Origin of the sequence: Arhodomonas sp. AD133, from assembly GCF_051195215.1 — a bacterium.
Lineage (GTDB): Bacteria > Pseudomonadota > Gammaproteobacteria > Nitrococcales > Nitrococcaceae > Arhodomonas.
The window spans coordinates 98,094-122,609 of the sequence record NZ_JBNAZM010000010.1; the positions used below are offsets into that span (position 1 = coordinate 98,094).

The window sequence follows — 24,516 nt, forward strand, 5'->3', positions numbered from 1 at the left end:
GTGGGCACCGTGTCTCATCCGGGCGGCTCCCAGCGGTCGATGGTCTCGTCGACGTCGGTGCGGCTTTCAGGCGTGTCCGGTATCCGACGACAGCAGGCTCAGGTCTACGCCCAGTGACGCGGCGGCCGCGTACCAGCGCTGATCGCTCGGGCGATGAAAGAGGATGTCCAGCGACGCCGGCCCGTTCAACCAGGTGTTCTCCGCCAGTTCGCGTTCCAGCTGACCGGCGCCCCAGCCGGCGTAGCCGAGCGCGAGTAGCCACTCCGCCGGGCCCTCGTCACGGGCGATGGCCTCGAGAATATCCCGCGAGGTGGTCACGCCGAGATCATCGGCGACGGTGAGGCTGGAATCCCAGTCGCCCAGCGGGCGGTGGAGCACGAAGCCGCGCTCGCGTTGAACCGGTCCGCCGGCGTAGACCGGACGGGCGGCCACCTCCGAGTCTTCCAGCGGAATCTCCAGGTGCTCCAGGAGCTCACCGACGGTAATCCCGGAGGGGCGGTTGATCACAATGCCGAGCGCCCCGTCGGTATTGTGCTCGCACAGGTAGGCGACGCTCTGCGAGAAGTTCGGGTCCGCGAGCGTCGGCATCGCGATCAGCAGCTGATTGGTCAGGTTGCTCTCATCACCCATAGCTTCACAGTATCCGCCACGCATTCGGGGGCCCACAAGTCCGGATGGCGCCGTTGACGGCGGCGCCCGTGTGCGTCAGTCGGCACGAAAACGCGTGCCCGGGGCGAACTCCCAGGTGCGCGTGATGACCAGCAGATCCTTGCCTTCCAGCACCTCCGGCGGTACCGGGGCGAACGGGCCGGCAAGGTCGACGATGCGCTGCGCGGCCTGGTTGAGGACGGGGTGGGCCGAGGCGCGAAGCACCTCGACCGCACGCACGTCGCCTTCGGGCGTCAGCGTGACTTCGAGGATAAGCCGCCCCGACAGTCGTTCGCGGCGTGCCTCCCGCGGATAGTTGAGGTTGCCGACGCGCTCGACCTTGTCGATCCAGCTGCGCATGTAGGCCGCCGCGGCATGGGAGCGGGTGCGGGCGTTGATGCGTCGCTTGTCGGGGAAGCGGGCATCGATGCGCTCGCTCGGTGTGGAGAACTCGCTCGCCGAGGCCACACGCCGGCTGGTGTCGATGAGCTCCGCGGCCGAAGGGGCGTCGCGTTGCTCCTTCGAGGGTGCATCGGGGGTTTGTTCCGGCTGGCCGCCGCCGGTGACACTGCGCTGGCGTTCAGGCTCGGGCTCCGGGTGCGGCGCAGGGGCGGCATTGACGCTGTGCCGGCCTTCGCTGACGCCGGGCGTGAGCGCCTTCTGTGGCTTCTCCGGGCGGATCGCTTCCTCGCTGGAGCCGCCGCCGTCCTGATTGGCGCTTGCGAGAAAATCGTAGTCCTCCGGCGCCTTTTCCTGCGGATCGGTCGCCAGGGCGATCTCGATCATGGGCGACGGCGTGCGCGGGTCCGGGAAGCTCCAGGCGAAGCCCACCCCGAGCAGGATCACCGCGTGAACCACCACGGATATCAGCAGCGTGGCGGCCATCGTGCTGTCGCCGGCTATGGTCCTTGGCCTCGGCATCCTTCCACTCATGTCTCGGGCCGGTTCGAAGATCGTGCGTGCACAGGCGTGGCAATGCGTGCCAGCACGGCGCCGGCGATTATACCGTTGACGGCGCCGAAGGCGACCGCCGCGGTCATCAGCCACGGTAACAGATAGAGCAGTGCCGGGTGTGGCACCAATAGCCACCAGGCCAGGAGAAATTGTCCGCCCATATGCGCGCAGGCGGCCAGCACGCTGTAGCCGAGCGGGCCCGTGCGCGGTATCCGGTGGCCGGCGCCCAGCGCGAGTACGGCCGCAGTGGTGCCGGCGGCACTGAGCATGAATCCCGGTGACAGGAAGCTGCCCACCACCAGACTGCCGGCGAGCACGCGCAGCCCGGCGACCCAGGCGGCGGTGCGCCAGCCGTAGCAGCACACCGCGAAGACCGTGATGACGTTGGCGAGCCCCGGCTTGATCCCGGGCACGGGGCTCGGCAGTTGCGCCTCCAGGGCGTGAATGGCCACTGCAAGCGCGGCCAGCGCGGCGATGCGGACGTCTTCCCGGGAGGCAGTGAGGGTGTTGGCCCCGGCGGTCACTGGTTTATGGCGTCGAAGTGTGGTTGCCCGCCGGTGACCTGGACCACGACGCGATTCGGCAGACACACCGCCGTCTCGCCCGGCCGGGTCAGCCAGCCGGCGCGGACACAGAGCTTGCGCCGCCCGGGGGAGTCGGTTACCCGGATGCGTCCCTCGCTTACGGCAATGGCGGTGACGCCGAGCGGCCCGGTCACCTGAAAGCGTTGCGGGGCGGCGAGCTCGACGCGCCTGGCGAGCTCTCCGGTCACCCAGACCTCGGCGCGCTCACCGGTGCCGGCCCGGGGGGCGAGCGTGGCGTGGAGCGTCACGACCAGTGCCACTGCGGCGGCGACGATGATCACGTCCGTCGTGCTTACCATGTGGCCTCCTCGACCAGCGGCGGAGGCGGCGTCTGCTCGAAGCCGATGCGCTCGAGCATGGCGCGGGTGGTGTGAACCCCGCCGTTGTCGTCCACCAGCAACACACGGCGTACGCCGAGGTCACGGGCAACGGTCTGCCATTCCCCGGGGCCGGCGACGAACAGTGCCGTGGCCGCGGCGTCGGCGAGCGCTGCATCGTCGGCGATGACGGTGACCGAGCGCGTGTCGCGGGCCGGCCGGCCACTGGCGGGGTCCAACAGGTGGTGGTACCGGATGCCGTCGTGCTCGAAGTAGCGCTCGTAATCGCCGCTGGTGAAAATCACCTCGCCGGCTTCGAGGGTGGCGGCGGCAAGCAGGCCCTCGCCGCGCGGCGCGCGGATGCCGATGCGCCACGGCCGCTCGGCGGGGCGTCCGAATGCCCCGATGTCACCGCCCATGCTTACCAGCGCCGCCCGGGCGCCGTGCTCGCGCAACAGTGTCAGCGCCCGGTTCACGGCCACGCCCTTGGCGAAGGCACCGAGATCGATCTGGACCGCCGTGCCGTCACTGCGCAGCGTGCCGTCGCCGAGCTCGAGGTCGGCGAGTCTCGGCGAGTCGGCGAGCACCGCGTCGATTGCCGTATCGGGCGGTGGCCGCTTCGGCAGCGCCGTGCCACGGTCAAATCCCCACAGTCGGACCAGGGCCCCGATACCCGGGCTGAATCGCTCGCCGCTCGCCTGCTCCAGGCGCCGGGCGCGGCGGATGAGCTCCGAGAGCGCTGGCGGCACCTCGGTGGTACGGCCGGCGGCGAGTGCCCGGTTGATGCGCGCCAGGCCGTCGCCCTGCCACGGGTGCCATTGCCGGTGCCAGGTCCGCAGTTTCTCGTGGAGCGCTTCGGTGGCCGCACGAGCCCGCGCCTCGTCGAGGCCGTAGAGCGTGACTTCCACCACCGTCCCGAAGGCGTAGAGGCGTTCGCGGTACGGTGGCTGCGGGCTGCAGCCGGCGAGTGCCGCCACGGCGAGCATCAGCACGGCCATGGCCGCGCGGGCAGTCGTGCAACCGTTGCCGGTGGGCGCGGGCTGTGGGGTGACGGCGTTCGCCGTAATCAAATCAACCCCGGCCTTCCAGCTCCCGCGCCAGGACATCGAAGAGCTGACCGGCGATGTTGAGGCCGTAGAGCGCGTCGAGCTCGCGCACGCAGGTGGGGCTGGTGACGTTGATCTCGGTGAGCGCGTCGCCGATGACGTCCAGGCCCGCGAAGTACAGCCCGCGTTCGCGCAATGCCGGCGCCACCTGTTCCACGATCCAGCGGTCGCGCTCGCTGAGCGCGACCCCTTCGCCGCGGCCGCCAGCGGCAATGTTGCCACGGGTCTCACCGCTGGCTGGAATGCGCGCGAGGGCATAGGGGACCGGCTCGCCGTCGATTACGAGGATGCGTTTGTCGCCGGCACTGATCTCCGGAAGGTAGCGCTGCGCCATGACGTAACGCTGCCCGCGCTGGGAGAGCGTCTCGATGATTACCGTGGTATTGGGGTCGCCGTCGTCGACCACGAAGACCGACTCGCCGCCCATGCCGTGCAGGGGCTTGAGTACCGCACGGCCGTGCTCGTGGATGAACGCGCGGATCGGCTCCGCGCGCATGTCCACCAGGGTCGGCGTGCAGCACTGCGGGAAGTGTGCCGTGTAGAGCTTCTCCTGGGCGTCGCGCAGCCCCGCCGGCCGGTTCGCGACGAGCACGCCCGCGCGTTCGGCGATCTCGAGGATGTAGGTCGCGTAGAGGTACTCGCTGTCCACCGGCGGGTCCTTGCGCATGAGCACCAGATCCAGATCCGCGAGCGGGCGCCGCCGGCCGTCGCCGAGCTCGAACCAGCGGTAGTTGTCATCGCGCACGTGCAGGGCGCGCATGTGCGCGAACGCCTCACCGTCGCGCAGCGAGAGGTCGGCAAGCTCCATGTACTGGATTTCCCACCCGCGGCGCTCCGCCTCGAGCAGCATGGCGAGCGTGGTGTCCTTGTATGGCTTGATGGTGGCGATGGGGTCCATCGCCACGCCGAGGCGCACGCTCATGCGGGGTCCTCCACGGCGGCGAGCTCGCGGGCGGCGGCAAGCAGTGCCAGGCGTGCGATCACGCCGTAGGCATAGAAGCGGTTGACGCTGGCGTCGGGAGCGCGGCGCTCGTCGGGGCAGTTGCAACTCTTCGCGAATGCGAGGGACTCGAAGGTCATGCCCGGCGCGTTCAGGTTCTCGTCGTGGCCCTTGCCGTGGTGGACGCGGTAGAAGCCGCCGACGACGAAGTGGTCGATCATGTAGACCACCGGCTCGGCGCTGGAATCCCCCGGGCCCCAGGTCTCGCTGGTGTGCACCCCCTCCTGGATGAGCAGGCGGGAGACGGCGAGCCCCTCCTTGACCGCGCTCATGCGGTTGCGTTGCTTGCGATTGAGCTGGCGGACTTCTTCGCCGCTGTGCGCGGTCATCACGCCCATGCCGTAGGTGCCGGCGTCTGCCTTGATCACGACGAAGGGCTCGCGGTCGACGCCGTGAGCGCGGTAGCGCTCGCGGATCTCGTCGAGCAGCTGTTCCACGTTGTGGGTGAGGCAGTCGTCGCCGTTGCCGCGGTTGCGAAAGTCGACTTCGCCACAATCCCGGTGCAGCGGTGTGATCAGCCATGGATCAATGCCGACGAATTCACAGAATTCTTCGGCCACCTGGCGATACTGGTCGAAATGGTCGCTTTTCCGGCGGTTGCTCCAGCCGAGCTCGAGTGGTGGCATCACCGGTTGTTCCAGCCCTTCGAGGATTGCCGGGCGGCCGCCGGAGAGGTCGTTGTTGAGCACTACCAGGCACGGGTCGAAGTCGGCGACGCCGACGCGGTTGCCGCTACGCACCAGGGGCTCCAGCACGACCTCGTCGCCGTCGGCGGTGGCAACCCGCGTGGGGCCGTCGAGCTCGTCGATCAGCGAGCCGACACGCACATCGTAGCCGGCACGCCGGAAAAGCGCCTCGAGAGTGGCCACGCTCTGCAGGTAGAATCCGTTGCGGGTGTGGTTCTCGGGGACGATCAGCACCGAGCAGGCATCCGGGCAGAAACGCTCCATCGCGGACTGGATGGCCTGCACGCACAGGGGCTCGAATTCCGGGGCGAGGTTGTTGAACCCGGCCGGGAAGAGGTTGGTATCCACTGGCGCGAGCTTGAAGCCGGCATTGCGCAGGTCGACGGAGGCGTAGAATGGCGCGGGGGTGAGCCGCCATTGTTCGCGTAGCCAGCGCTCGATGTGACTGCGGCGTTCCAGCAGCACGCTTTCGAGCTGCTGCAAGGGGCCGTTGAGCGCGGTGGTGAGGTGGGGAACCGCCTCCAGGGGGGTGACTGACATGGCGTGCCTCGTCTGTGGCCCGGATCTGAAACGAAGGATCGCGCTGCGGATTGTACCGCAGTGGTCGAGTGATTAAACTCGGCGGCACAATGGATTTGTCTGCGTCGCGACGGGGCGGCGGCACACCGGAAGACGTCTCGGGGGAGCCGGTGACAGCACAGGAAGACAAGCGGATGACCGGGCTGAAGGTCATGGTCATCGACGACAGCAAAACGATCCGGCGTACGGCCGAAACGCTGCTCAGGAAAGAGGGCTGCGAGGTCATCACCGCCACGGACGGGTTCGAGGCGTTGGCCAAGATCGCCGATCACCGGCCGGAGATCATCTTCATCGATATCATGATGCCCCGGCTGGACGGCTATCAGACGTGCGCGCTCATCAAGAACAACCGCACTTTCCGTGACACGCCCGTGATCATGCTTTCGAGCAAGGACGGTCTGTTCGACCGGGCGCGAGGGCGGATAGTGGGCTCCGAGCAGTACCTCACCAAGCCCTTCACCCGGGATGAGCTGCTCGGTGCGATACGCCGGCACCTGGCACGTGCGGCGTAAAACAGCAATTCGTCGATAACCGGCGCCCCGCGGCGGGGCATAAAGGAATACGAACCGCATTTTCAATTGGGGGGACGCGCAATGACCCGCATTCTCGTGGTGGACGATTCGCCCACCGAGACCCACGTGTTGAAGTCCATGCTCGAGCAGCATGGCTACGAAGTGAGCATCGCTGAGGACGGCGACGAGGGCATGGACAAGGCCCGCCGTGAACGCCCGGACGTCATTCTCATGGACATCGTGATGCCCGGCGTCAACGGCTTCCAGGCAACGCGCAAGCTCACGCGCGACCCGGAGACCTCTTCGATCCCCATCGTGATCATCAGCACCAAGGACCAGGATACCGACCGTATCTGGGCCAAGCGTCAGGGCGCGCTCGATTACATCACCAAGCCGGTCACCGAGGACGAGCTCCTCGGCAAGATCGACGCTGCCCTCAAGGGCTGAGGCGGGCATGGCAGCAGCCGCGCCCTTTGAGCAGCTGCGTCGGCTCGAGCGGCTCGGGCTCGAACACGGTGCCGACCTGCCGGCCCAGGAGGAGGCGCGCAGCCACTGGACGGGGGTCGGTTTCCGTATCGGCGGACGGCACTTCGTCACCCCCATGGAAGAGGTTGCCGAAATACTGCCAGTGCCCGAGCTCTCGCGGGTGCCACACGCCCGCGCCTGGGTGCGCGGCATCGCCAACGTACGCGGCACGCTCCTGCCGGTGATGGACCTCGTCGGCTTCCTCGGCATGGGTGCGGTTTCCGGTACCCGGCTCGTGCGTGTGCTGGTGATCGACCAGGCCGGCGTGAACGCGGGATTGCTCGTCGACGAGGTGCTCGGGATGCGCCATTTCCTCGCCGAGGAGCAGCGGGACGCGGACGCGGCGCTGCAGGAGTCGCTCGGTACACCCGGCGCCTATGTCGACGGCGTCTTCGAACACGCAGGTGCACGCTGGCCGGTGTTCAGTATGGCCGCATTGGCCAAGGATCCGGCCTTTCTCAAGGTCTCGGAGTAGCGCGCCGGCGCCCCGTTGCGCCGGTCATTCTCGTCAGGAGGAATCGTAGCTATGGCTAGGGAGGACAAGCGGCGGCGGTCGACCCGCTTACAACGGGTGGCTGACCTGCTCACCGTGGTGGCGGCCGTCGCTATCATCGCCATGGCCGCCAGCTTTGCTCTGGTGGCCTATTACGGCGACATCGACCAGGCGTACATCACGCGTGCCGACGACGTGCGTGTGCAGTCGCAGAAGATCGCCAAGAACGCCTCCGAGGCGGCGAACGGCAAGACCGACGCCTTCGCCCTGTTGAAGGATGCCCGCGATCAGCTGCAGGCGAACATCGACGTGCTCGTCAACGGCAATCCGGAAACGGGGCTGCCGGCCACCGCCGAATCCTCCGAACAGGCAGCCGACGCGCTGGAGAAGGTGGTCCGGCCCTGGGAAGAGATGCGCAATGGCGTGAACGCAATCCTCGACCGGCGTGACATGGTGGTCCAGGCGAACGTCGTCGCCGAGCGCTTCCGCGTCGCCGTGCCGCGCCTTCAGCAATCGGCGCAGCAGCTCGCCGATCAGCTCTCCGAGGCCGGTGCGAGCACCCGTCAGGTGGTGCTCGCCTCCCGGCTGGATTTGATGGCCGAGCGCATCGGCCGCCACCTGGGCGAGATGGTGCGCGGCGGTGTGGGTAACATCACCGCCGCCCAGCGTCTGGGCAACGCCACCCAGAGTTTCGGCAACATCGTCGAGGCCCTCCAGCAGGGCGGCGAGGAGCTCAATGTGGCCCCCGTTCAGGGGCAGGCGGCCGAGGAGACCCTCGGCGGTATCGCCGAGCAGTTCGGCAACATGTCCTCGAGTGTGCGCGAGCTTCTTGGTCAGTCGCCCGAGCTGTTCCGTGTGCGTGACGCTGCGGACAACATCTTCATCACCTCCGAGCAATTGCTCGCGACCGCCGAGCACCTCATCGGCGTGTACCAGGGGCTCGCGCAGGCACGGCCCGTCAAGCCCTGGCTGCCCTATGTTCTCGGTGCCGTCGCCCTGTTGGCGCTGGTGCTGCGCGGTATCGTCGCCTGGCGGGTGAGCCGCGATGCGGTGGCTCACGCCGAGGCCGAGCGCGAAAGGGTCAACGAGGCCAACCGCCGGAACCAGGAGGCGATCCTCAACCTGCTCGACGAGATCGAGGGCCTCAAGGAGGGTGACCTCACCGCCCACGCATCGGTGGGTGAGGAGATCACCGGTGCCATCGGTGACGCCTTCAACGACGCCATCGACGCGCTTCGCAACCTGGTGACCACCATTAACGAGACCTCGGTACAGGTGTCTTCGGCGGCGCAGCAGACGCAGGCGACGGCCATGCACCTCGCCGAGGCTTCCGACCACCAGGCGCACCAGATCACGGCGGCTTCCGCGGCGGTCAACGAAATGGCCGTGTCCATCGACCAGGTGTCGCAGAACGCCGAGGAGTCGGCGCGCGTCGCGCAGCAGTCGGTGGAACTCGCCACCCGTGGCGCGGAGACGGTGAAGCGCACCATCGAGCAGATGGACAGCATCCGCGAGCAGATCCAGGAGACCTCCAAGCGGATCAAGCGCCTCGGTGAGTCCTCCCAGGAGATCGGTAACATCGTCGAGCTCATCAACGACATTGCCGATCAGACCAACATCCTCGCCCTGAACGCTTCCATCCAGGCGGCGATGGCCGGCGAGTCCGGTCGCGGCTTCGCGGTGGTGGCCGACGAGGTGCAGCGCCTCGCCGAGCGTTCCGGCAACGCCACCAAGCAGATCGAGGCGCTGGTGCGCACGATCCAGACCGACACCAACGAAGCGGTGATCTCCATGGAGCAGAGCACCGCCGGCGTGGTTGCCGGTGCCCGTCAGGCCGAGGAAGCCGGTGACGCACTGCGCGAGATCGAGAACGTCTCCGACCAGCTCGCCGGGCTGATCCAGAGCATCTCGGACGCCTCGCGTCAGCAGGCCAACGCTGCGGCCAACGTCTCCGACACGATGAACGTCATCCAGGAGATCACCTCGCAGACGTCCGCGGGTACCAACGAGACGGCGACGTCCATCGGCAACCTTGCGGACCTGGCCAACGAGCTGCGCGCATCGGTTGCCGGCTTCAAGCTGCCCGACGAGCAGCAGGGCTGACACGCCGGAGCCCGCCGGCGCGATTTGTGGATGCCGCGTCGCCGTCGGGGTGGCCAAGGCGCGGGGAGGGAAACGCAGTGGCGCTGAATGAACCGCGAACAATGCGGCCCGACGGGCCGTCAGTGTCGGCCCCGACAGCGATTGCCCCGGGGCGGGGGGCTCGTGCCGGAGCACGCTCGCGCGCTGATGCCACACCGCGAGCTCAGTGTCCCGACGTGCCCGCAGCGGCATGTGCGGTAGGCGTGGACGGCCTCTAGGGAGACTTCAGTGACCGCTGTCGCAGTACCAACGGATGCATGGCCGGTTTCCGGGGAGCGTGTCGCAGGCGCGCTGCCCCGGCTCGACGACCGGGCGTTCGAGCGCTGGGCGGCGTTGTTGCGGGCGCGTACGGGCATCGACGTGCCCTCGCAGCGGCGAACCTTCCTGGCCGCGGGGCTCGCCGAACGCGTCCATGCGCTGGGGCTGCCGGGGCTCGATGCCTACTACCGTCACCTGACCAGCGGTGCGGCGGGACCGCTGGAATGGAGCCAGCTGGTCGATCGTCTCACCGTCCAGGAGACCCGCTTCTTCCGCGACCCGAGCGCGCTGGCATTCATCCGGCGCCTGGCGCGCGAGGCGTATCGGGGCAGCGAACGGCCGATCCAGGTGTGGAGCGCCGGCTGTGCGACCGGGGAGGAGGCGTATACCCTCGCACTGGTGCTGGACGCGGAGCTCGCCGATGAGGCGCCGTTTGCGGTGACCGGCACCGACATAAGCTTTCGGGCGCTTGCCTTCGCACGCCGCGGGGAGTATTCGGAGCGCCGTCTCGGCGGCATTCCGGAGTCACTGCGAGAGCGTGGCGTGGAGCGCCTGACGGCAGGGCGTTTCCGCATCGCCGCCCCGGTTCGCCGGCGAGCGTGCTTTCTGCAGATGAATCTGCTCTCGGGTGAGGCCGTGCCGTTGCCGGCAATGGATCTCATCTATTGCCAGAATGTGCTCATCTACTTCGATCGCCACCATCGCGAATGTCTGATCGAGCGTCTCGCCGCGCGGCTCCGGCCGGGCGGGACGCTGGTACTCGGTGGTGGCGAGATGGTGCGCTGCGGTGTGCCGGGGCTGCGGCGGGTGAGCGACGACGATGTACTCGCATTCCGTAAGGATGCTTCTGGATGATGCGGGAGAGCACCATGGATTACAGCGTCCTCGGCTGGGTGAGCGGCGAGCTGGATGTGACGCTCGGGCAGGCAGCCGAGGCGCTCGAGGAGTATGCCGACCAGGGCGGCGACGAGACCCGCTTGCAGTTCTGTGTCACGCATCTGCACCAGGTCCTCGGCATACTGCGCATGCTCGAGCTCGAGGGGGCCGTGCTGCTCGCCGAGGAGCAGGAAGCGGTAGCGCAGGCCCTGCTGGATGGCAGCATCGACGACCGCGACACCGCGAGCGAGGCACTGATGCGTGCCATTCTGCGGTTGCGCCGTCACCTCGAGCGTCTGCACGGCGGACAGGATGATGCCCCGGCGCTGCTGTTGCCCCTGATCAACGAACTGCGCGGCGCGCGCGGGGCCGACAGGCTCGCCGAGAGCACGCTTTTCGCCCCCGACCTCAGTCGCGCCGACCAGCGCGTCGATGCACCGGTGCGCGACGGCAACGACCGGCGGGCGGATGTCGCGCCCAAGGCGCGCGCGGCCTACCAGCGCGGCTTGCTGGGATTTCTCCGCGGCAGCCCCAGTGAGGGGCTCGCCCGCATGGTCGCGGCGCTGGATCAGATGGACGCTGCCTCGCCGGACGAGCGCCGCGCGGCACCCTGGTGGGTGGGTGCGGCGCTGGTCGACGCCGTGCGTGCCGGCAGTCTGGCGGAGGCGAGTGACGAGCTGCGGCCGTTGATCGCCCGCCTGGAACGGGAGATGAAGCGGGTTGCGGATCTCGGCCCGGAGGCCGACGTACCCGTCGATGTCCTGCGCAACCTGCTCTACTACGTGAGTGCTGCCGATACGGCGAGCGATCGCATTGAGCCCGTACAGACGGCTTTCGGTCTCAATGAGCTTCGTGATGCCCAGAGCCGGCTCGAAGCCGAGGCCGCCGACGGCGGCCCGGATGCCGAGGCGTTGCGTACCGTGGCCGCAGTTTTGCGCGAGGACGTCGCGAGCATCAAGGATGGCCTCGACCTTCACGTCCGCGCCGGCGCGGACGATCCCGCCAGGCTGCGCGAGGCCGCCGAGGGAATGCGACGCGTGGCCGACACCCTCGCCGTGCTCGGCCTCGAGAGCCCGCGCCGCACATTGCTCGACCATGCCGAGCTGCTGGAGGATGGAACGGCGGACGAGGCGACGGTCATGCAGGGCGCCGAGGCGCTGCTCTATATCGAATCGGAGCTGGACCGTTATGCCCGGGGCGAGAGCAGCGAATCGGACGGTCAGGAGCACAGCGTCTTCGACAGCGAGTACGAGGCGGTCTCCGCACGCGTGATCGAAGAGGCCATCGCGGAGATGGGGCATGTCCGCGAGGCGATCGTACGCACCCTGGAGAGCGACGGAAGTGCGCCGGATCCGGAGATCGCCCGGCGCTTCGAGACCGTCGAAGGAGCGCTTCGCGTCCTCGGCAACGACCGGGTTTCGGCGCTGTTGCACCAGGCGGCGCGCGCGACCGATGCATTGATGAGCCCCGGTCAGCGGGTCGACGAGACCGCGCTGGACGATCTCGCCGATGCCATCACGAGCCTGGAGTATTACCTTGAGGCCCTGCGTGACGGGCGACGCGAGGCCGAGCGGATTCTGGACGTGGCCGATAGCGTGCTCTCCCGCCTGGTGCCACCGGAGGAGCCGGTTGCCGAGCCGCCGGCGGCCGAAGAGGCTGGTGCGGTCGAGCCGGAAGGGCATGACGACGGTGACGCGGGCACTGCCACCGAGCCGGCGCCGGCCGAGGCATCGCCGGAGGCGGTGGCGGATGCGCCGGCCGCCGGGCGTACCCCCGACCCGGCACAGCCCTCGGGCATCGACTTCGCGCGCAAGCGCGGTCGGGTCGATACCGAGGTGGCGGTTCGCGCCGACGAAGTCGATCCCGAGATCCTGGAGGTCTTCGTCGAAGAGGTGGACGAGGTTCTCGCCACCCTTCGCGAAGCTTTCCCGCAGTGGCGGACCGACGCCGACGACCGCGAGGCCTTGCTGACCACGCGGCGTATGTTCCACACCCTCAAGGGCAGTGGACGGCTGGCGGGTGCTTTGCTCCTCGGCGAGCTGGCATGGTCCGTGGAAAATCTGCTCAACCGGGTGCTCGACGGCAGCCGGGAGGCGGATGCCGAGGTGCACGCCATCGTCGCCGAGGCGATCGAGCTCATGCCGCCGCTCACACAGGCCATGACCGACGGTGGCGATGGTCCGGTGAGTGAGGCGCGCTCGCTCATGGAGCGTGCCATCGCCGCGGCCGACCCCGACGCGGGGGCGGTTCGTGCGGGCGCCGATGCGGAAGCGCCTGCTGCCGGGTCAGTCGAGGACACGGCCGATACGCTGTCTGCCGGCGAGGCGCCCGACTCGGTATCGACACCGGAGGCGGGCGATGACGTCGCGGCGACGGCAGCACCCGGGGTGTCGGTCGACGAGGGCGAGCGTGAGCAGCCGCCGCTGGACGTCGTGCCGGAGGGTGACGCCGACCTGGCGACGGAGCCGGATGACGCCGCGCAGGACGACGCCGCCGGCCCGGCCATGGAGCCGACACTCTACGAGATCTTCCGCAAGGAGACGGAGGATCACCTCGCCGAGATTCCGGGATATTTGTACGTCGACGAGACGGGTGCGCACGTGCCGTGCCATCCCAATGAAGGGCTCATACGGACGCTGCACACCCTCACGGGGTCTGCCCGCATGGCCAACGTCGAGCCGGTCGCCGAGCTCGGCCGCGCCCTGGAGAATCTGGCGCGGGCCCGCCAGTCGGAGTCGACCCTCCTCGACGCCACGGACCAGGCGCTCATCGAGCGCGGCAGGGACGCCATCCGCCAGATCCTCGATGCCCTGGCCGTGGCGGGGACACCGCTGCCCGAGACGGATGCCCTGGTGGCCGAAGCGCAGGCGCGCGGCCGTGTCCGCCCCGGTCCGTCACTGGAGGAGTTGAGCGATCGGGCCCGAATTGCTCCGGCCGGCTACGCGGTGGCGCGTGGTGAGTCCCGTGCGACCGCCATGCCGACGCTGACCCTGCCCGATTCCGGTATGCCGACCGGTTACCCGGCCGGTCGGGGCGAAGGCCGGGCCGCCGCCATGCCGGTGCTGGATGACGAGACCGCTCCCGTGGCCGAGACGAGCGCGGAGCCGTCGCCCGAGGACGCGGCTGCCGAGGAGGTGGTCGCCGATGTCGCCGCGCCGGTACCGGACGGCGACGAGGTGCGTGCGGCAGACCCCGAGCCCGAACCGGAGAGCGGCCCCGCGGAGCCGGACGCGTCCGACGAGTACGACGAGCCCGAGCCGTCGTCGACGCCTGCGGCAACCGAGCCCGTCTCCGCTTCGACGCCGGATCCCGAGCTCGCCGAGATTTTCCTCGAAGAGGCCCAGGACATCCTGCGCTTCCTCGAGGGCACGCTCGATCGCTGGGAGGAAAGCGCCGAGCCGGAGATGCAGGTTGCGGAGCTTCACCGTTCCCTGCACACCCTCAAAGGTGGTGCCCGCCTGGCAGGGTTCCAGGGTATCGGCCGTTTCTGCCACTCGGTGGAGGGGCTGGTCGCCGAGGTCGGTGCCGGGCGCATCGCCGCCGACGACCGCTTCTTCGACCTGATGCACAGCGCGCTCGATGAGCTGGTGGATCTGGTCGAACGGGCGGGCCACGGCGAGCAACCCGAGGCAGACGCCGACCTCGGCGCGCGCCTGGCCACCATGGCACACGGCGACGAGGAGCCCGCGGCACCCGACGATGAGGACGAGCGCGAGCTGCGCGAGGTATTCCTGGAGGAATCCTCGGATATCCTCGCCGAGAACGAGCGCATTCTTCAGGACTGGCGTGAGCAACCCGAGTCGAACGAACCGGCGGAAGCACTGCAGCGCGCGCTGCACACCCTGAAGGGCGGCGCGCGCATGACCGGACTCACCCCGGTCGCGAATCTCGCCCACGGCCTGGAGACCCTGCTGCAGGGGGTCGCCGAGCGTGAAGGCGGCGCGGGCGAATCGCTGTTCGAGTTGCTCGAGGCCTGCAACGACCGCCTTATCCAGCAGCGCGAGGAAGTCGCCGCCGGACAGGCACCGAGTGACGCCGAGGATCTGCTCGCGGCCATTGCCGAGCACGGCGAGCAGGCACCGGCCGCGGCGACACCGCCCGAGCAGGCCGAATCCGGGGGCTCGCGGGCCGATGCCACCGCCACGGAATCCTCCGCCAGGTCCGCGCCATCGGCGGGTACCCGCGGGGATGTCGTACGGGTGGCCGCGGAATCACTGGACAATCTGGTCAATCATGCCGGTGAGGTCAGCATTTACCGCGCCCGCCTGGAGCAGCAGGCCGGAGCGGTGGACTTCAACCTTGCCGAGCTCGACCAGACCGTCACGCGGCTGCGAGAGCAGCTGCGGACCATGGAGATCGAAACCGAAGCGCAGATTCTGCACGGCTTCGGCCACGACGATGTCAGCCAGCGTGACCGGCAGGAGGAGTTCGACCCGCTCGAGCTCGATCGTTTCAGCCGCATGCAGGAGCTTTCGCGGGCGCTGTCCGAGAGTGTCAATGACCTCTCGAGTATTCAGTCCACGTTGCAGACGCTCAATCGCGAGACGGAGACCCTGCTGCTGCAACAGGCCCGCGTGAATACCGATCTCCAGGACGGGCTCATGCGTACCCGCATGGTGCCGTTCGCGAACCTGGTGCCGCGCATGCGCCGCATCGTGCGCCAGGCATCCCACGAGCTCGGCCGGCAGGTGCAGTTGCAGGTCGGCGGCGCCGAGGGCGAGATGGACCGCACGGTGCTCGAGCGCATCGTGCCGCCGCTGGAGCACATGCTGCGCAATGCCGTTGCCCACGGCATCGAGACGCCCGCCAATCGTGAGGCCTCGGGCAAACCGAAGACCGGCACGATTCGCATCGATGTCTCCCGCGAGGGCGCGGACGTCGTGCTGCGGGTGGGGGATGATGGTGTCGGCATGAACCTCGTCGCCATCCGCGACCGTGCCCTGGATCGCGGGCTGATGAAGCCCGATGCCGTGCTCACCGATCGCGAGATCGTGCAGTTCGTGCTCGAGCCCGGTTTCAGCACGGCGTCGCAGGTTACCCAGATCGCCGGGCGCGGTGTCGGCATGGACGTGGTCAATGCCGAGATCAAGCAGCTCGGTGGCAGCCTCGAGATCGACTCGACCTATGGCGAAGGAACCTGCTTCACGGTGCGGCTGCCGTTCACGCTCGCGCTCAATCAGGCCCTGCTCTGCCAGGCCGCGGACGAGGCCTATGCCATCCCGCTGTCGAGCATCGAGGGCGTGGTGCGCGCCGAGCACGGCTTCCTCCGCCGCGCCTTGCAGAGCCGTGAGCAGGCTTACTATGAATACGCCGGCGAGCGCTACGAGCTCCTCAGCCTTGCGAGCCTGCTCGGCGCGGGTGACGTCCATACCCCTGATGATCGCGCTCTTGCACCGCTGATTCTGGTCCAGGCCGGTGAGCACCGGGTGGCGCTGCATGTCGACGGGTTGATCGGCAGCCGCGACATCGTGGTGAAGTCGCTCGGCCCGCAGATCAGCGGTATTCCGGGCATCTTCGGGGCCACCATTCTCGCCGACGGCCGGGTCGTGCTCATCCTCGACGTGGGGGCGCTCATGCGCTACCGCGGTCGTGAGCTCGAGGGTGCCGCCGCTCAGCACAGCGATGCCGAGCGCCGCGAGCGCGCATTGGTCATGGTGGTCGACGACTCCATCACCATGCGCAAGGTCGCCACCCGACTGCTCGAGCGAAATGGTATGGACGTAATCACGGCGAAGGATGGCGTCGACGCGGTGACCCGGCTGCAGGAGGGCGTGCCGGATGCCGTGTTGCTGGACATCGAGATGCCGCGTATGGACGGTTACGAATTCGCTGCGCACATGCGCAACGAGCCGGCACTGCGCGAGGTGCCCATCGTGATGATCACCTCGCGTACCGGCGAGAAGCACCGTCAGCGCGCCATGGATATCGGTGTCGACCGCTATCTCGGCAAGCCATACCAGGAAGGCGAGCTCCTTCAGGCCCTCCAGGAGTTGCTGGAGGCGGGGCGTGTGTCGGCGTGATCGCCCGCGTGCCGCGTTGGTGGGCGGACGCCGCCCCCGCCGGCGTCTGCGCGAAGGGCTGACGCAACGGGGCGTGGATGTCGCCTCGGAGTTCGCCGCCGAGGCGGGCGTCGAGCACCTCGCCGACGTGGCGGCAGCGGACTGCCTCGTCGTCGACATGGCGATGCTCTCCGAGGCGGGCTATACGGGCCTCGGTGAGTTGCTCGCGGATTGGTCGGGAGAGGTGATCTTCGCCGAAACGGCGCGACTGGATGCCGATACCCTCGACAGGCTCGCTGCGAAGGTGCGGGAGCAGACGGGGTGCGTCGAACCCCGGCGCGGCGAGTGTCCGGCGGGCTTTCCCGTCTGTGTGCTCGCCGCCTCGTTCGGCGGCCCGCCCGCGCTGCGCCGGTTCCTGCTCGCTTTCCGCGAGCCGCCACCGGCAGCGTTCCTCATTGCCCAGCACATCGGTCAGGGGTTCTCCGATGTGCTTGCCCGCCAGCTTGGCCGGGACGGCTTCGTGCCGGTGCGCCGTGCAAGGGCGGGGGCGGTTCTGCGGCCCGGGCGTGCCTGGGTGTATCCGGTTACCGAGCGTCTTGCTCTCGACGCCGGTGACCGATTCCGTCGGGCGGGGCAGTGGTCCGGCGATGTTCTTTATCGTCCCTGTATCGACGATATCGCCGCCGACGTGGTGCGGCGTTACGGAGCCCGCGCGGCATTGATCGTGTTCACGGGCATGGGCGAGGACGGCGCTGCCGGTGCCCGGATGGTCACCGAGGCCGGAGGCGCGGTCTGGGCACAGACAGCAGATTCGGCGGCCGTGGCGCATATGCCGGACATGGCCGCTGAGGCGGTCTCCGGAGCCTGCAGCCGGGGGGACCCGGAGGCGCTGGCGGCGGCGTTCTCCGGCTGGCTGTCACGCCGCGGACATGCCCGGCCGTCACGGACAGCAAGCGAATAGGAGTGGTTAATGGCGGAAGCCGATAGCATACGGTGCCTGATCGCCCCCCTCGGCAACCAGCGTTGGCTGATTCCCGGTGCCATGGTGGCCGAGGTGGTGAGTTACCAGGAGCCGGAGTCCGGCGGCGGTCCGGACTGGTTCGCGGGGTTTGCGCGCTGGCGGGGGCAGCGCCTTCCCGTGGTCGCACCGGAGTTGCTGTCCGGCGAACGCCACGAGCCCGGGGCACGGGCGCGGCTGCTGGTAATCAAGGCGGTAACGGGGCGTCTGCCGACGGACTACTATGCGCTGGTCGCCGGCGGTATCCCCCACCTGCACAACGCCACCGAAAGCACGCTTGCCCCTGCGGGGGGTGGCGGTGATGAGCTGACCACCCCGGTGCTTGCCGCCGGCGAGGAGATGCTGCTGCCCGCGCTCGACATCATCGAGACGCGCCTCGCCGAGGCCGTGGCTTCGCCCGCGTAGACACGGGTGCGGTCGGTGTTCACCGGCCGTGTGTCAGGCCCGGGGCGGGCTCAGTGCAAGTGTCGTCGGGGCGCTTCGCAAAACGTCGGCTTGCAACTCCGGAGTCGCAATTCGCCAACTCGGGAAGGTGGATGCAGCGAAGCGTAATCCCACCTTCCGGCTACGCCAGATCCCCAAAGCGCGCCTGTAGAACCGCCAGGGCAGCGAGGGTGGCGGTTTCGGTGCGCAGCACACGGGGGCCCAGGCCGAGGCCCTCGAAGCCGCGATTCGTGGCGGCCGCCACCTCGGTATCGCTTAGCCCGCCCTCCGGACCCACCAGCAGGGCGATGCCTGCCGCGGGTGGCGGCAGCGCCTCGACGCCGCATCCGTTAGCGGGATCCAGCACGACGCCCTGAAGGCCGTCGACTTGCTCCCATGCCCGATCCAGGGACACGGGCGTGTCAACGGCGGGCACACGGTTGCGTCCGCACTGCTCACAGGCGCTCACTGCCACCCGCTGCCAATGTGTCTGGCGTTTGCGCATGCGCTCGCCGTCGAGCCGCACCACGGTATGCTCGGTGAATACCGGCACGATCCGAGTTATCCCCAGCTCCACTGCCTTCTGTACCGCCAGGTCCATGCGGTCGCCTTTGGCGATTCCCTGGAGCAGGACGAACGGCAGGGGGGGTTCCGCTTCACGGGGCTCGTGCCGGAGCAGCCGCACGGTCGCTTCCCGTCGCTCCAGGGTTTCCAGGCGGGCGCGGTACTCTCCGCCGTTACCGTCGAATACGGTCAGCTCCGCGCCGGGACGCAGCCGCCGGGCGCGCAGATGCTGGAGTGCATCGCCGGAGAGGTCGACGATTTCGTCCACGGCCAGCGGGCCGGACAGGTGGACGCGGGTACCGGTGCGGGACATGTTCCTGATGCCGTGGACAAAGGGGTTGGCGGTGTCTAACAGGGTGATCTTACCGCTGCATTCGCCACCGTCAACGGGGCAGCGGATACCACAGCCGCTGTGCTTCCGGCTGCCACGGTTGCGGTCCGGAGTGTCTCGCTCTTCGATACAGGTTGTGTTGCCCCTGGGACACTTTGTGACGGCAGCAACGGAACGCTTGCGCGTGCCCGTCTTCGTCTGACGGAACATCGTGGCGGCCATAGTGGGACGGTCAACAGTCGTTGAATCGCTGGAATGAATGTTGCTGCTCGATGTCTGGCCGGTTTTTACAGTGCGCACACCAGTCAAGGAGCGAATGGGTGGGCGTGTGCGTCAGACACGGTGGAAATGGACGGATCCAAGGCCGTCGCGTGTCATTTCGACGGCAGTGCCGGCGAATGGATGCTAGTCCTTACAGGGGCATACTTCCGGGATGGGACCGCGACCGGCTGCTTGTAGTACGGGCCGATGAGCTCGAGTGGAGTGGTTGGCGATGCGCGGAGCCAACTCGGCTGTCTCTGAGACCGCGATGATGTGTCAAACGGTGATCGACCGCCCGCTGGCCACGCGTTGATGGCATTCGCCGGATGGCGGATCGGACGGTGATTGCGAGCAGGAGAGGGAAACGCGATGAGCAAAACGATGAAAGCGGCGGTGGTGCGTGAGTTCGGCAAACCGCTGGAGATCGACGAAGTACCGGTGCCGGAACCCGGCGAAGGCGAGGTCCAGGTGCGTATCCAGGCTTCCGGGGTCTGTCACACGGATCTGCACGCGGCGGAGGGCGACTGGCCCGTGAAGCCGATCCTGCCGCTGATTCCGGGGCACGAGGGTGTGGGGTACGTCTCCGCCCTTGGCAAGGGCGTGACCCACGTCAAGGAGGGCGATCGCGTCGGTGTGCCCTGGCTTTACAGTGCCTGTGGTCACTGTGAGCACTGCATGGGCGGTTGGGAGACGCTGTGCGAATCCCAGCAGAACACCGGTTACTCCGTCCACGGCGGCTACGGCGAGTTCGTCATTGCGGATGCCGACTACGTCGGCGTACTGCCGGACAGCGTCGGCTTCACCGAGATCGCCCCGATTCTCTGTGCTGGCGTGACCGTTTACAAAGGCCTGAAGGTGACGGACACGCGTCCCGGGCAGTGGGTGGCGATTTCCGGCATCGGTGGTCTGGGACACGTGGCGGTGCAATATGCGCGTGCCATGGGGCTGCACGTGGCGGCGATCGACGTCTCCGCCGAGAAGCTGGCTCTGGCCAGGCGCCTGGGCGCAGAGCTCACCGTCAACGCTGCCGAGGAGGATCCAGCCGAGCGTATCAAGGCGGATGTGGGCGGCGTCCACGGCGCCCTGGTGACCGCCGTATCGAACAAGGCCTTCGCCCAGGCGCTGGGTGTCGTGCGGCGAGGCGGCACGGTCGCGTTGAACGGTCTTCCGCCCGGGGATTTCCCGTTACCCATATTCGACGTGGTGCTCAACGGCATTACCGTACGCGGTTCCATCGTGGGTACCCGGCTGGATCTTCAGGAAGCCTTGCGCTTCGCCGGTGAGGGGGCGGTGACCGCCACGGTGAGCACGGCGCGGCTGGAGGAGATCAACGCCGTGTTCGATCGCATGCGCGAAGGTCGTATCGACGGGCGCGTGGTTCTCGACATGGCGTAACCTCCGCCGCCTGCGTGCCTCGACCGCCCCCGGGGGCATAGCTGGGGGCGGTCAGGGGCGAGCATCTGGCGTCAGCACGTCGCGCCGGCGGGCAACGGCTCGCGTGCTTTCGCCAGTTCCGTCAATCCCACCGCCGGAGCCTGCGCGGCCACTTCGCCGATCACCAGCAATGCCGGACGGTCATCGATCGGGCACGGACCCAGGTCCGAGAGGCGGCAGCGCTCGACGGTCTCGTCGGCACGGGAGCCGGCGCGAATGACGGCGACGGGCAGTGCCGGCGGGATGCCCGCTGCGAGCAGCTGGCGCCGCAGTCGTGGCCACTGACGCAGTCCCATGTAGCACACCAGCGTTCGCCCGGGGCCGGCGATGGCGGGCCAGTACTGATCCGGCAGCTCACCGTGACGGCCGTGGGCGGTGATGAACGTGACCGCCGAGGCGGTGCCCCGCTGGGTCAACGGTATGCCCGTGGCAGCCGCGCAGCCGAGTGCGGCGGTGACGCCGGGCACGACCCGGCATGCCACATCCGCCGCCCGGCAGGCATCCAGCTCTTCGCCACCGCGCCCGAAGATGAACGGGTCGCCGCCCTTCAGTCTCACGACATGGCGACCGGCATGGGCGTGCTCGACGAGCAACTCGTTGATCGCACTCTGGTTCAGGGTGTGACGGCCGCAACGCTTGCCGGCGTCGATCACCTGCGCCGACGGGGAGGCGAGCGCGATGATCTCCGGGTCCACAAGGCGGTCGTGGAGCACCACATCGGCTCGCCGGATCACCCGCAGGGCCTTGAGCGTGAGCAGCTCCGGGTCGCCGGGGCCGCAGCCCACGAGCCAGACGCCGCCGCGGTGAGCGTCGGTTGCCGACCGGGTCTTGTCGAAGTCCATGATCGAGTCACCTCCGGTTTCGGGCGGTCACTGCAACGGTGGCCGGCCCGTGAGCAGCGCCATGCGTTCGTGCTCGTCGAGCTCCGCCTGTGCGAACAGCCGAGAGAGCCAATGGGGTTCCGGCAAGTCGCCGCCGGCGCTGACGAATACGCAGGCCTCGAGGCGGCCGCCGACCAGGCGTGCGGCACGGTAGCGGCCCGCCTGCGGGTCCGCGTATTCGAGCCAGTCGTCATCGTCGTCCGCTTGCAACTGCGCCTGTGCCCAGTCGGTCCAGTCCCTCGGGGCCTCGCCTCCGGCCCACTCGTAACGCTCGAGCCCGTCGCCGGGCACTCGCACCCAGTAGTCCATGCCGGCGGAGTCGAGTCGGTGCCGGGATAGCGCCACTGCCTGCCATGCACGCTCGACGCGTTCGACACGCACCGGCGTGTGCTTGAATTCCGGTTCGCCGGATAACGGGCACACGGCCGGGTTCACGACTGCGCCGGTGCGCGCGCGGCTGGCGAATTGATCGTTCCAGTGCATCGGCAGAAAGACGTCACCGGGGGTCTGTTCCCCGGTGACCCGTGCGCGTACCTGGACATGCCCCCAGCGGCTGTCCACGCGGGCCAGATCGCCGTCGGCGAGACCGTACGCCTCGGCATCGGCGGGGTGGACGGCCAGCCGCGGTGCCGGTGTGTGCTCACACAGTCGCGGGGCGCGCGCAGAGCGCGTGAGGGTGTGCCAGTGATCGCGCACCCGGCCGGTGTTGAGCCGCAGCGGGTAGGTGTCGTTCGCGGCGTTCGCGGGTGACCGGGGTGTGACCGCCTGCAGATGCGCCCGTGCGTCGGCGGTGACGAACGCCCCGTCACAGAACAGTCGATCGGTGCCGGTGAGAGCCTGCGTCGGCACCGGCCACTGGATGGGGGCGAGAGCGTTGTAATCCGCCGCGGACAGCGATGCGAGGCCGCCGATGTCGAAGGCGAAGCGGCCGTCGTTGTCATGGGCGGACAGGCGCGCATGCTCGGCAAAGATGGCAGCGGGGCCGTCGTAGTCGAAGCCCGGATAGCCCATGCGTTGCGCCACCTGCGCGATCATCCACCAATCCGGACGGGCCTCGCCGGGCGCGGGCAGGAACGCCCGCTGGCGCGAGATGCGTCGTTCGGAATTGGTCACGGTGCCGTCCTTCTCGCCCCAGGCCGCCGCCGGCAGGAGGACGTCCGCCCAGGTGGCGGTGTCCGTCTCGCGGGTCATATCCGAGACCACCACGAGCTCGCAGCGCTGGAGTGCCTCGCGCACGCGGTCGGCGTCCGGGAGGCTCACCACCGGGTTGGTGGCGATGATCCACACGGCACGGACCTCACCGGCGTGGATGGCTTCGAAGAGATCCACCGCCTTGAGACCGGGGTGGCGGGCGATGGTGGGGCTGTCCCAGAAAGCCTGCACGCTGTCGGCGTCGTCGAAGCCACGGTGCGCGGCGAGGGTGTTGGCGAGGCCGCCGACCTCGCGCCCGCCCATGGCGTTGGGCTGGCCGGTGAGCGACAGCGGTCCGGCACCCGGCTGCCCGATGCGGCCGGTGGCCAGGTGGCAGTTCACGATGGCGTTCACCTTGTCGGTGCCGCTGGAGGATTGGTTCACCCCCTGGGAGTAGCAGGTCACGGTGCGCGGGGTGGCGCTGAACCACTCGTAGAACATGGCGACGGCGCTTTCCTCGACGCCGCAGGCGCGGGCCACGTCGGCGGTGGTCGGCGCACTCTGCCGGGCGGCGGCGAGCGCCTCGTCGACGCCGGTGGTGTGCGCCTCCACGAATGCCCGGTCGATTACACCCTGGCGATCCAGGTGGGCGAGCAACCCGTTGAACAGCCACACGTCGGTGCCCGGACGAATGGGCAGGTGCAGATCGGATTCCTGCGCCGTTGCCGTGGCACGCGGGTCGATCACGACCACGCGCCGATCCGGGTGCACCTCGCGGGCGTCGCGCATGCGCCGGTAGAGAATGGGATGGCACCAGGCCGTGTTGCTGCCCACGAGTACGGTGAGCTCGGCGCTATCGAGGTCCGCGTAGCTGCCGGGCACGGCATCCTCGCCGAAGGCGCGCACGTGCCCGGCCACTGCCGAGGACATGCACAGCCGCGAGTTGGTATCGATGTTGGCCGAGCCGATGTAGCCCTTCATCAGCTTGTTGGCGAGGTAGTAGTCCTCGGTGAGGAGCTGCCCCGAGACGTAGAAGGCCACGGCGTCGGGCCCATACGTGTCAATGATGCGGCGAAACCCCTGGGCCACCTCGTCGAGCGCGCGGAACCAGGCGACCCGGCGGCCGCGAATCTCGGGATGGAGCAATCGCCCCTCCGCACCCACGGTTTCGCCGAGGTTCGCGCCCTTCGCGCAGAGGCGGCCGTGGTTGGCGGGGTGATCCGGGTCGCCGCGCACGGTTACGTCCGAACCAGTGCGCTCGGCGAGCACGCCGCAGCCCACCCCGCAGTAGGCGCAGGTGGTGCGAACCGCCTCGGTCATGACACCTCCGGGATGAGGCACAGGTGGACGACGCCGTCGCGCACGCTCACCGGGTAGCGCGGTGTGCTGCCTTCGTCCGGCTCCCGTGCGCAGCCGCTGGCGAGCTCGATACACCAGTTGTGCAGCGGGCAGTACACGCCCTTGCCGGCCACGATGCCCTGGGACAGCGGCCCGCCCTGGTGGGGGCAGCTATCGGCCAGGGCGAAGACTTCGTCGTCGGCGGTGCGAAACACGGCGACCGGCCCATTGGCCGTATCGACGGTGCGCGCGCCGCGTCGGGGAATCGCCGTGAGCGGGCCGACCTCGACCCAGTCGGTTCGTTCGGCAGCGGACATGAACTCGTATCCTCCGATTGCAATGGGCATGGCTAGTGTCCAGGACACTAAGGCCGCGGGCTCAGCCGACCTTCTATGGGCTGTCCCTTGTCAAGTCCTAAGCGGTCTTGCGTTATCGGGTCATCTGCAACCTCCGGTG

Annotated in this window: 20 protein-coding genes; 9 read left to right on the forward strand and 11 right to left on the reverse strand. The window is 68.6% G+C overall.

Annotation, left to right across the window (positions count from 1 at the left end; translation table 11 throughout):
* Positions 1-66 precede the first annotated feature (66 nt).
* From ACPEES_RS08610 to gshA, 7 genes are all read right to left on the reverse strand, one after another.
* Complete coding sequence (locus ACPEES_RS08610; protein WP_435103045.1) at positions 67-630, reverse strand: YqgE/AlgH family protein; 564 nt, start codon at positions 628-630, stop codon at positions 67-69.
* A 75-nt stretch (positions 631-705) separates the two neighbouring features.
* Positions 706-1,569: an energy transducer TonB family protein gene (locus ACPEES_RS08615; RefSeq protein ID WP_435103046.1), complete on the reverse strand. Its 864-nt coding sequence runs from the start codon at positions 1,567-1,569 to the stop codon at positions 706-708.
* 8 nt (positions 1,570-1,577) lie between these two features.
* Positions 1,578-2,126 carry a Gx transporter family protein gene (locus ACPEES_RS08620; RefSeq protein ID WP_435103047.1) on the reverse strand — a complete coding sequence of 183 codons (549 nt, stop codon included), beginning with the start codon at positions 2,124-2,126 and terminating at the stop codon, positions 1,578-1,580.
* Entirely contained in the window at positions 2,123-2,485 is a 363-nt protein-coding gene (locus ACPEES_RS08625; RefSeq protein WP_435103048.1) for a NusG domain II-containing protein, read from the reverse strand. Before ACPEES_RS08625 ends, ACPEES_RS08620 begins: the two co-directional genes overlap by 4 nt.
* Positions 2,479-3,573: an FAD:protein FMN transferase gene (locus tag ACPEES_RS08630; RefSeq protein WP_435103049.1), complete on the reverse strand. Its 1,095-nt coding sequence runs from the start codon at positions 3,571-3,573 to the stop codon at positions 2,479-2,481. Before ACPEES_RS08630 ends, ACPEES_RS08625 begins: the two co-directional genes overlap by 7 nt.
* A gap of 1 nt (position 3,574) precedes the next feature.
* Positions 3,575-4,531, reverse strand: a complete 957-nt coding sequence (gshB, locus tag ACPEES_RS08635; protein WP_435103050.1) for a glutathione synthase — start codon at positions 4,529-4,531, stop codon at positions 3,575-3,577.
* Positions 4,528-5,835 carry a glutamate--cysteine ligase gene (gene gshA, locus ACPEES_RS08640; protein WP_435103051.1) on the reverse strand — a complete coding sequence of 436 codons (1,308 nt, stop codon included), beginning with the start codon at positions 5,833-5,835 and terminating at the stop codon, positions 4,528-4,530. The genes gshB and gshA overlap by 4 nt, the downstream gene beginning before the upstream one ends.
* 173 nt (positions 5,836-6,008) lie before the next feature.
* Here gshA and pilG point away from each other — a divergent pair, with 173 nt between their 5' ends.
* The 8 genes from pilG (at position 6,009) to ACPEES_RS08680 (ending at position 18,102) form a co-directional block, all read left to right on the forward strand.
* Positions 6,009-6,386, forward strand: coding sequence for a twitching motility response regulator PilG (gene pilG / locus ACPEES_RS08645; protein WP_435103052.1), 378 nt, complete (start codon positions 6,009-6,011; stop codon positions 6,384-6,386).
* An 81-nt stretch (positions 6,387-6,467) separates the two neighbouring features.
* Positions 6,468-6,833 carry a response regulator gene (locus ACPEES_RS08650; protein WP_435103053.1) on the forward strand — a complete coding sequence of 122 codons (366 nt, stop codon included), beginning with the start codon at positions 6,468-6,470 and terminating at the stop codon, positions 6,831-6,833.
* 7 nt (positions 6,834-6,840) lie between these two features.
* On the forward strand, positions 6,841-7,386 hold the full coding sequence (locus ACPEES_RS08655) for a chemotaxis protein CheW (protein ID WP_435103054.1): 546 nt from the start codon (positions 6,841-6,843) through the stop codon (positions 7,384-7,386).
* Positions 7,387-7,437: 51 nt separating this feature from the next.
* Positions 7,438-9,507, forward strand: a complete 2,070-nt coding sequence (locus ACPEES_RS08660) for a methyl-accepting chemotaxis protein (RefSeq protein ID WP_435103055.1) — start codon at positions 7,438-7,440, stop codon at positions 9,505-9,507.
* A 267-nt stretch (positions 9,508-9,774) separates the two neighbouring features.
* The gene (locus tag ACPEES_RS08665) at positions 9,775-10,659 is read left to right on the forward strand and encodes a CheR family methyltransferase (protein ID WP_435103056.1); all 885 of its coding nucleotides are present in this window, start codon (positions 9,775-9,777) and stop codon (positions 10,657-10,659) included.
* A 14-nt stretch (positions 10,660-10,673) separates the two neighbouring features.
* Entirely contained in the window at positions 10,674-16,700 is a 6,027-nt protein-coding gene (locus ACPEES_RS08670) for an Hpt domain-containing protein (RefSeq protein WP_435103057.1), read from the forward strand.
* Positions 16,687-17,640 carry a chemotaxis protein CheB gene (locus ACPEES_RS08675; RefSeq protein WP_435103058.1) on the forward strand — a complete coding sequence of 318 codons (954 nt, stop codon included), beginning with the start codon at positions 16,687-16,689 and terminating at the stop codon, positions 17,638-17,640. The genes ACPEES_RS08670 and ACPEES_RS08675 overlap by 14 nt, the downstream gene beginning before the upstream one ends.
* A 9-nt stretch (positions 17,641-17,649) precedes the next feature.
* Positions 17,650-18,102, forward strand: coding sequence for a chemotaxis protein CheW (locus ACPEES_RS08680; protein WP_435103059.1), 453 nt, complete (start codon positions 17,650-17,652; stop codon positions 18,100-18,102).
* Between the two features lie 160 nt (positions 18,103-18,262).
* On the opposite strand, the gene ACPEES_RS08685 is transcribed toward ACPEES_RS08680, so the two are convergent.
* Positions 18,263-18,997, reverse strand: coding sequence for a 16S rRNA (uracil(1498)-N(3))-methyltransferase (locus ACPEES_RS08685; RefSeq protein WP_435103060.1), 735 nt, complete (start codon positions 18,995-18,997; stop codon positions 18,263-18,265).
* A 648-nt stretch (positions 18,998-19,645) separates the two neighbouring features.
* Here ACPEES_RS08685 and adhP point away from each other — a divergent pair.
* Positions 19,646-20,671 (forward strand): alcohol dehydrogenase AdhP, encoded by a 1,026-nt coding sequence (gene adhP / locus ACPEES_RS08690; protein ID WP_435103061.1) that lies wholly within the window; start codon positions 19,646-19,648, stop codon positions 20,669-20,671.
* Between the two features lie 71 nt (positions 20,672-20,742).
* On the opposite strand, the gene cobA is transcribed toward adhP, so the two are convergent.
* Genes cobA through nirD form a run of 3 tightly spaced genes read right to left on the reverse strand, consistent with a single transcriptional unit; the run spans position 20,743 to position 24,377 of the window.
* The gene (cobA, locus tag ACPEES_RS08695) at positions 20,743-21,552 is read right to left on the reverse strand and encodes a uroporphyrinogen-III C-methyltransferase (protein WP_435103062.1); all 810 of its coding nucleotides are present in this window, start codon (positions 21,550-21,552) and stop codon (positions 20,743-20,745) included.
* 27 nt (positions 21,553-21,579) lie between these two features.
* The gene (locus ACPEES_RS08700; RefSeq protein WP_435103063.1) at positions 21,580-24,042 is read right to left on the reverse strand and encodes a molybdopterin oxidoreductase family protein; all 2,463 of its coding nucleotides are present in this window, start codon (positions 24,040-24,042) and stop codon (positions 21,580-21,582) included.
* The gene (gene nirD, locus ACPEES_RS08705) at positions 24,039-24,377 is read right to left on the reverse strand and encodes a nitrite reductase small subunit NirD (protein ID WP_435103064.1); all 339 of its coding nucleotides are present in this window, start codon (positions 24,375-24,377) and stop codon (positions 24,039-24,041) included. The genes ACPEES_RS08700 and nirD overlap by 4 nt, the downstream gene beginning before the upstream one ends.
* Positions 24,378-24,516: the final 139 nt, after the last annotated feature.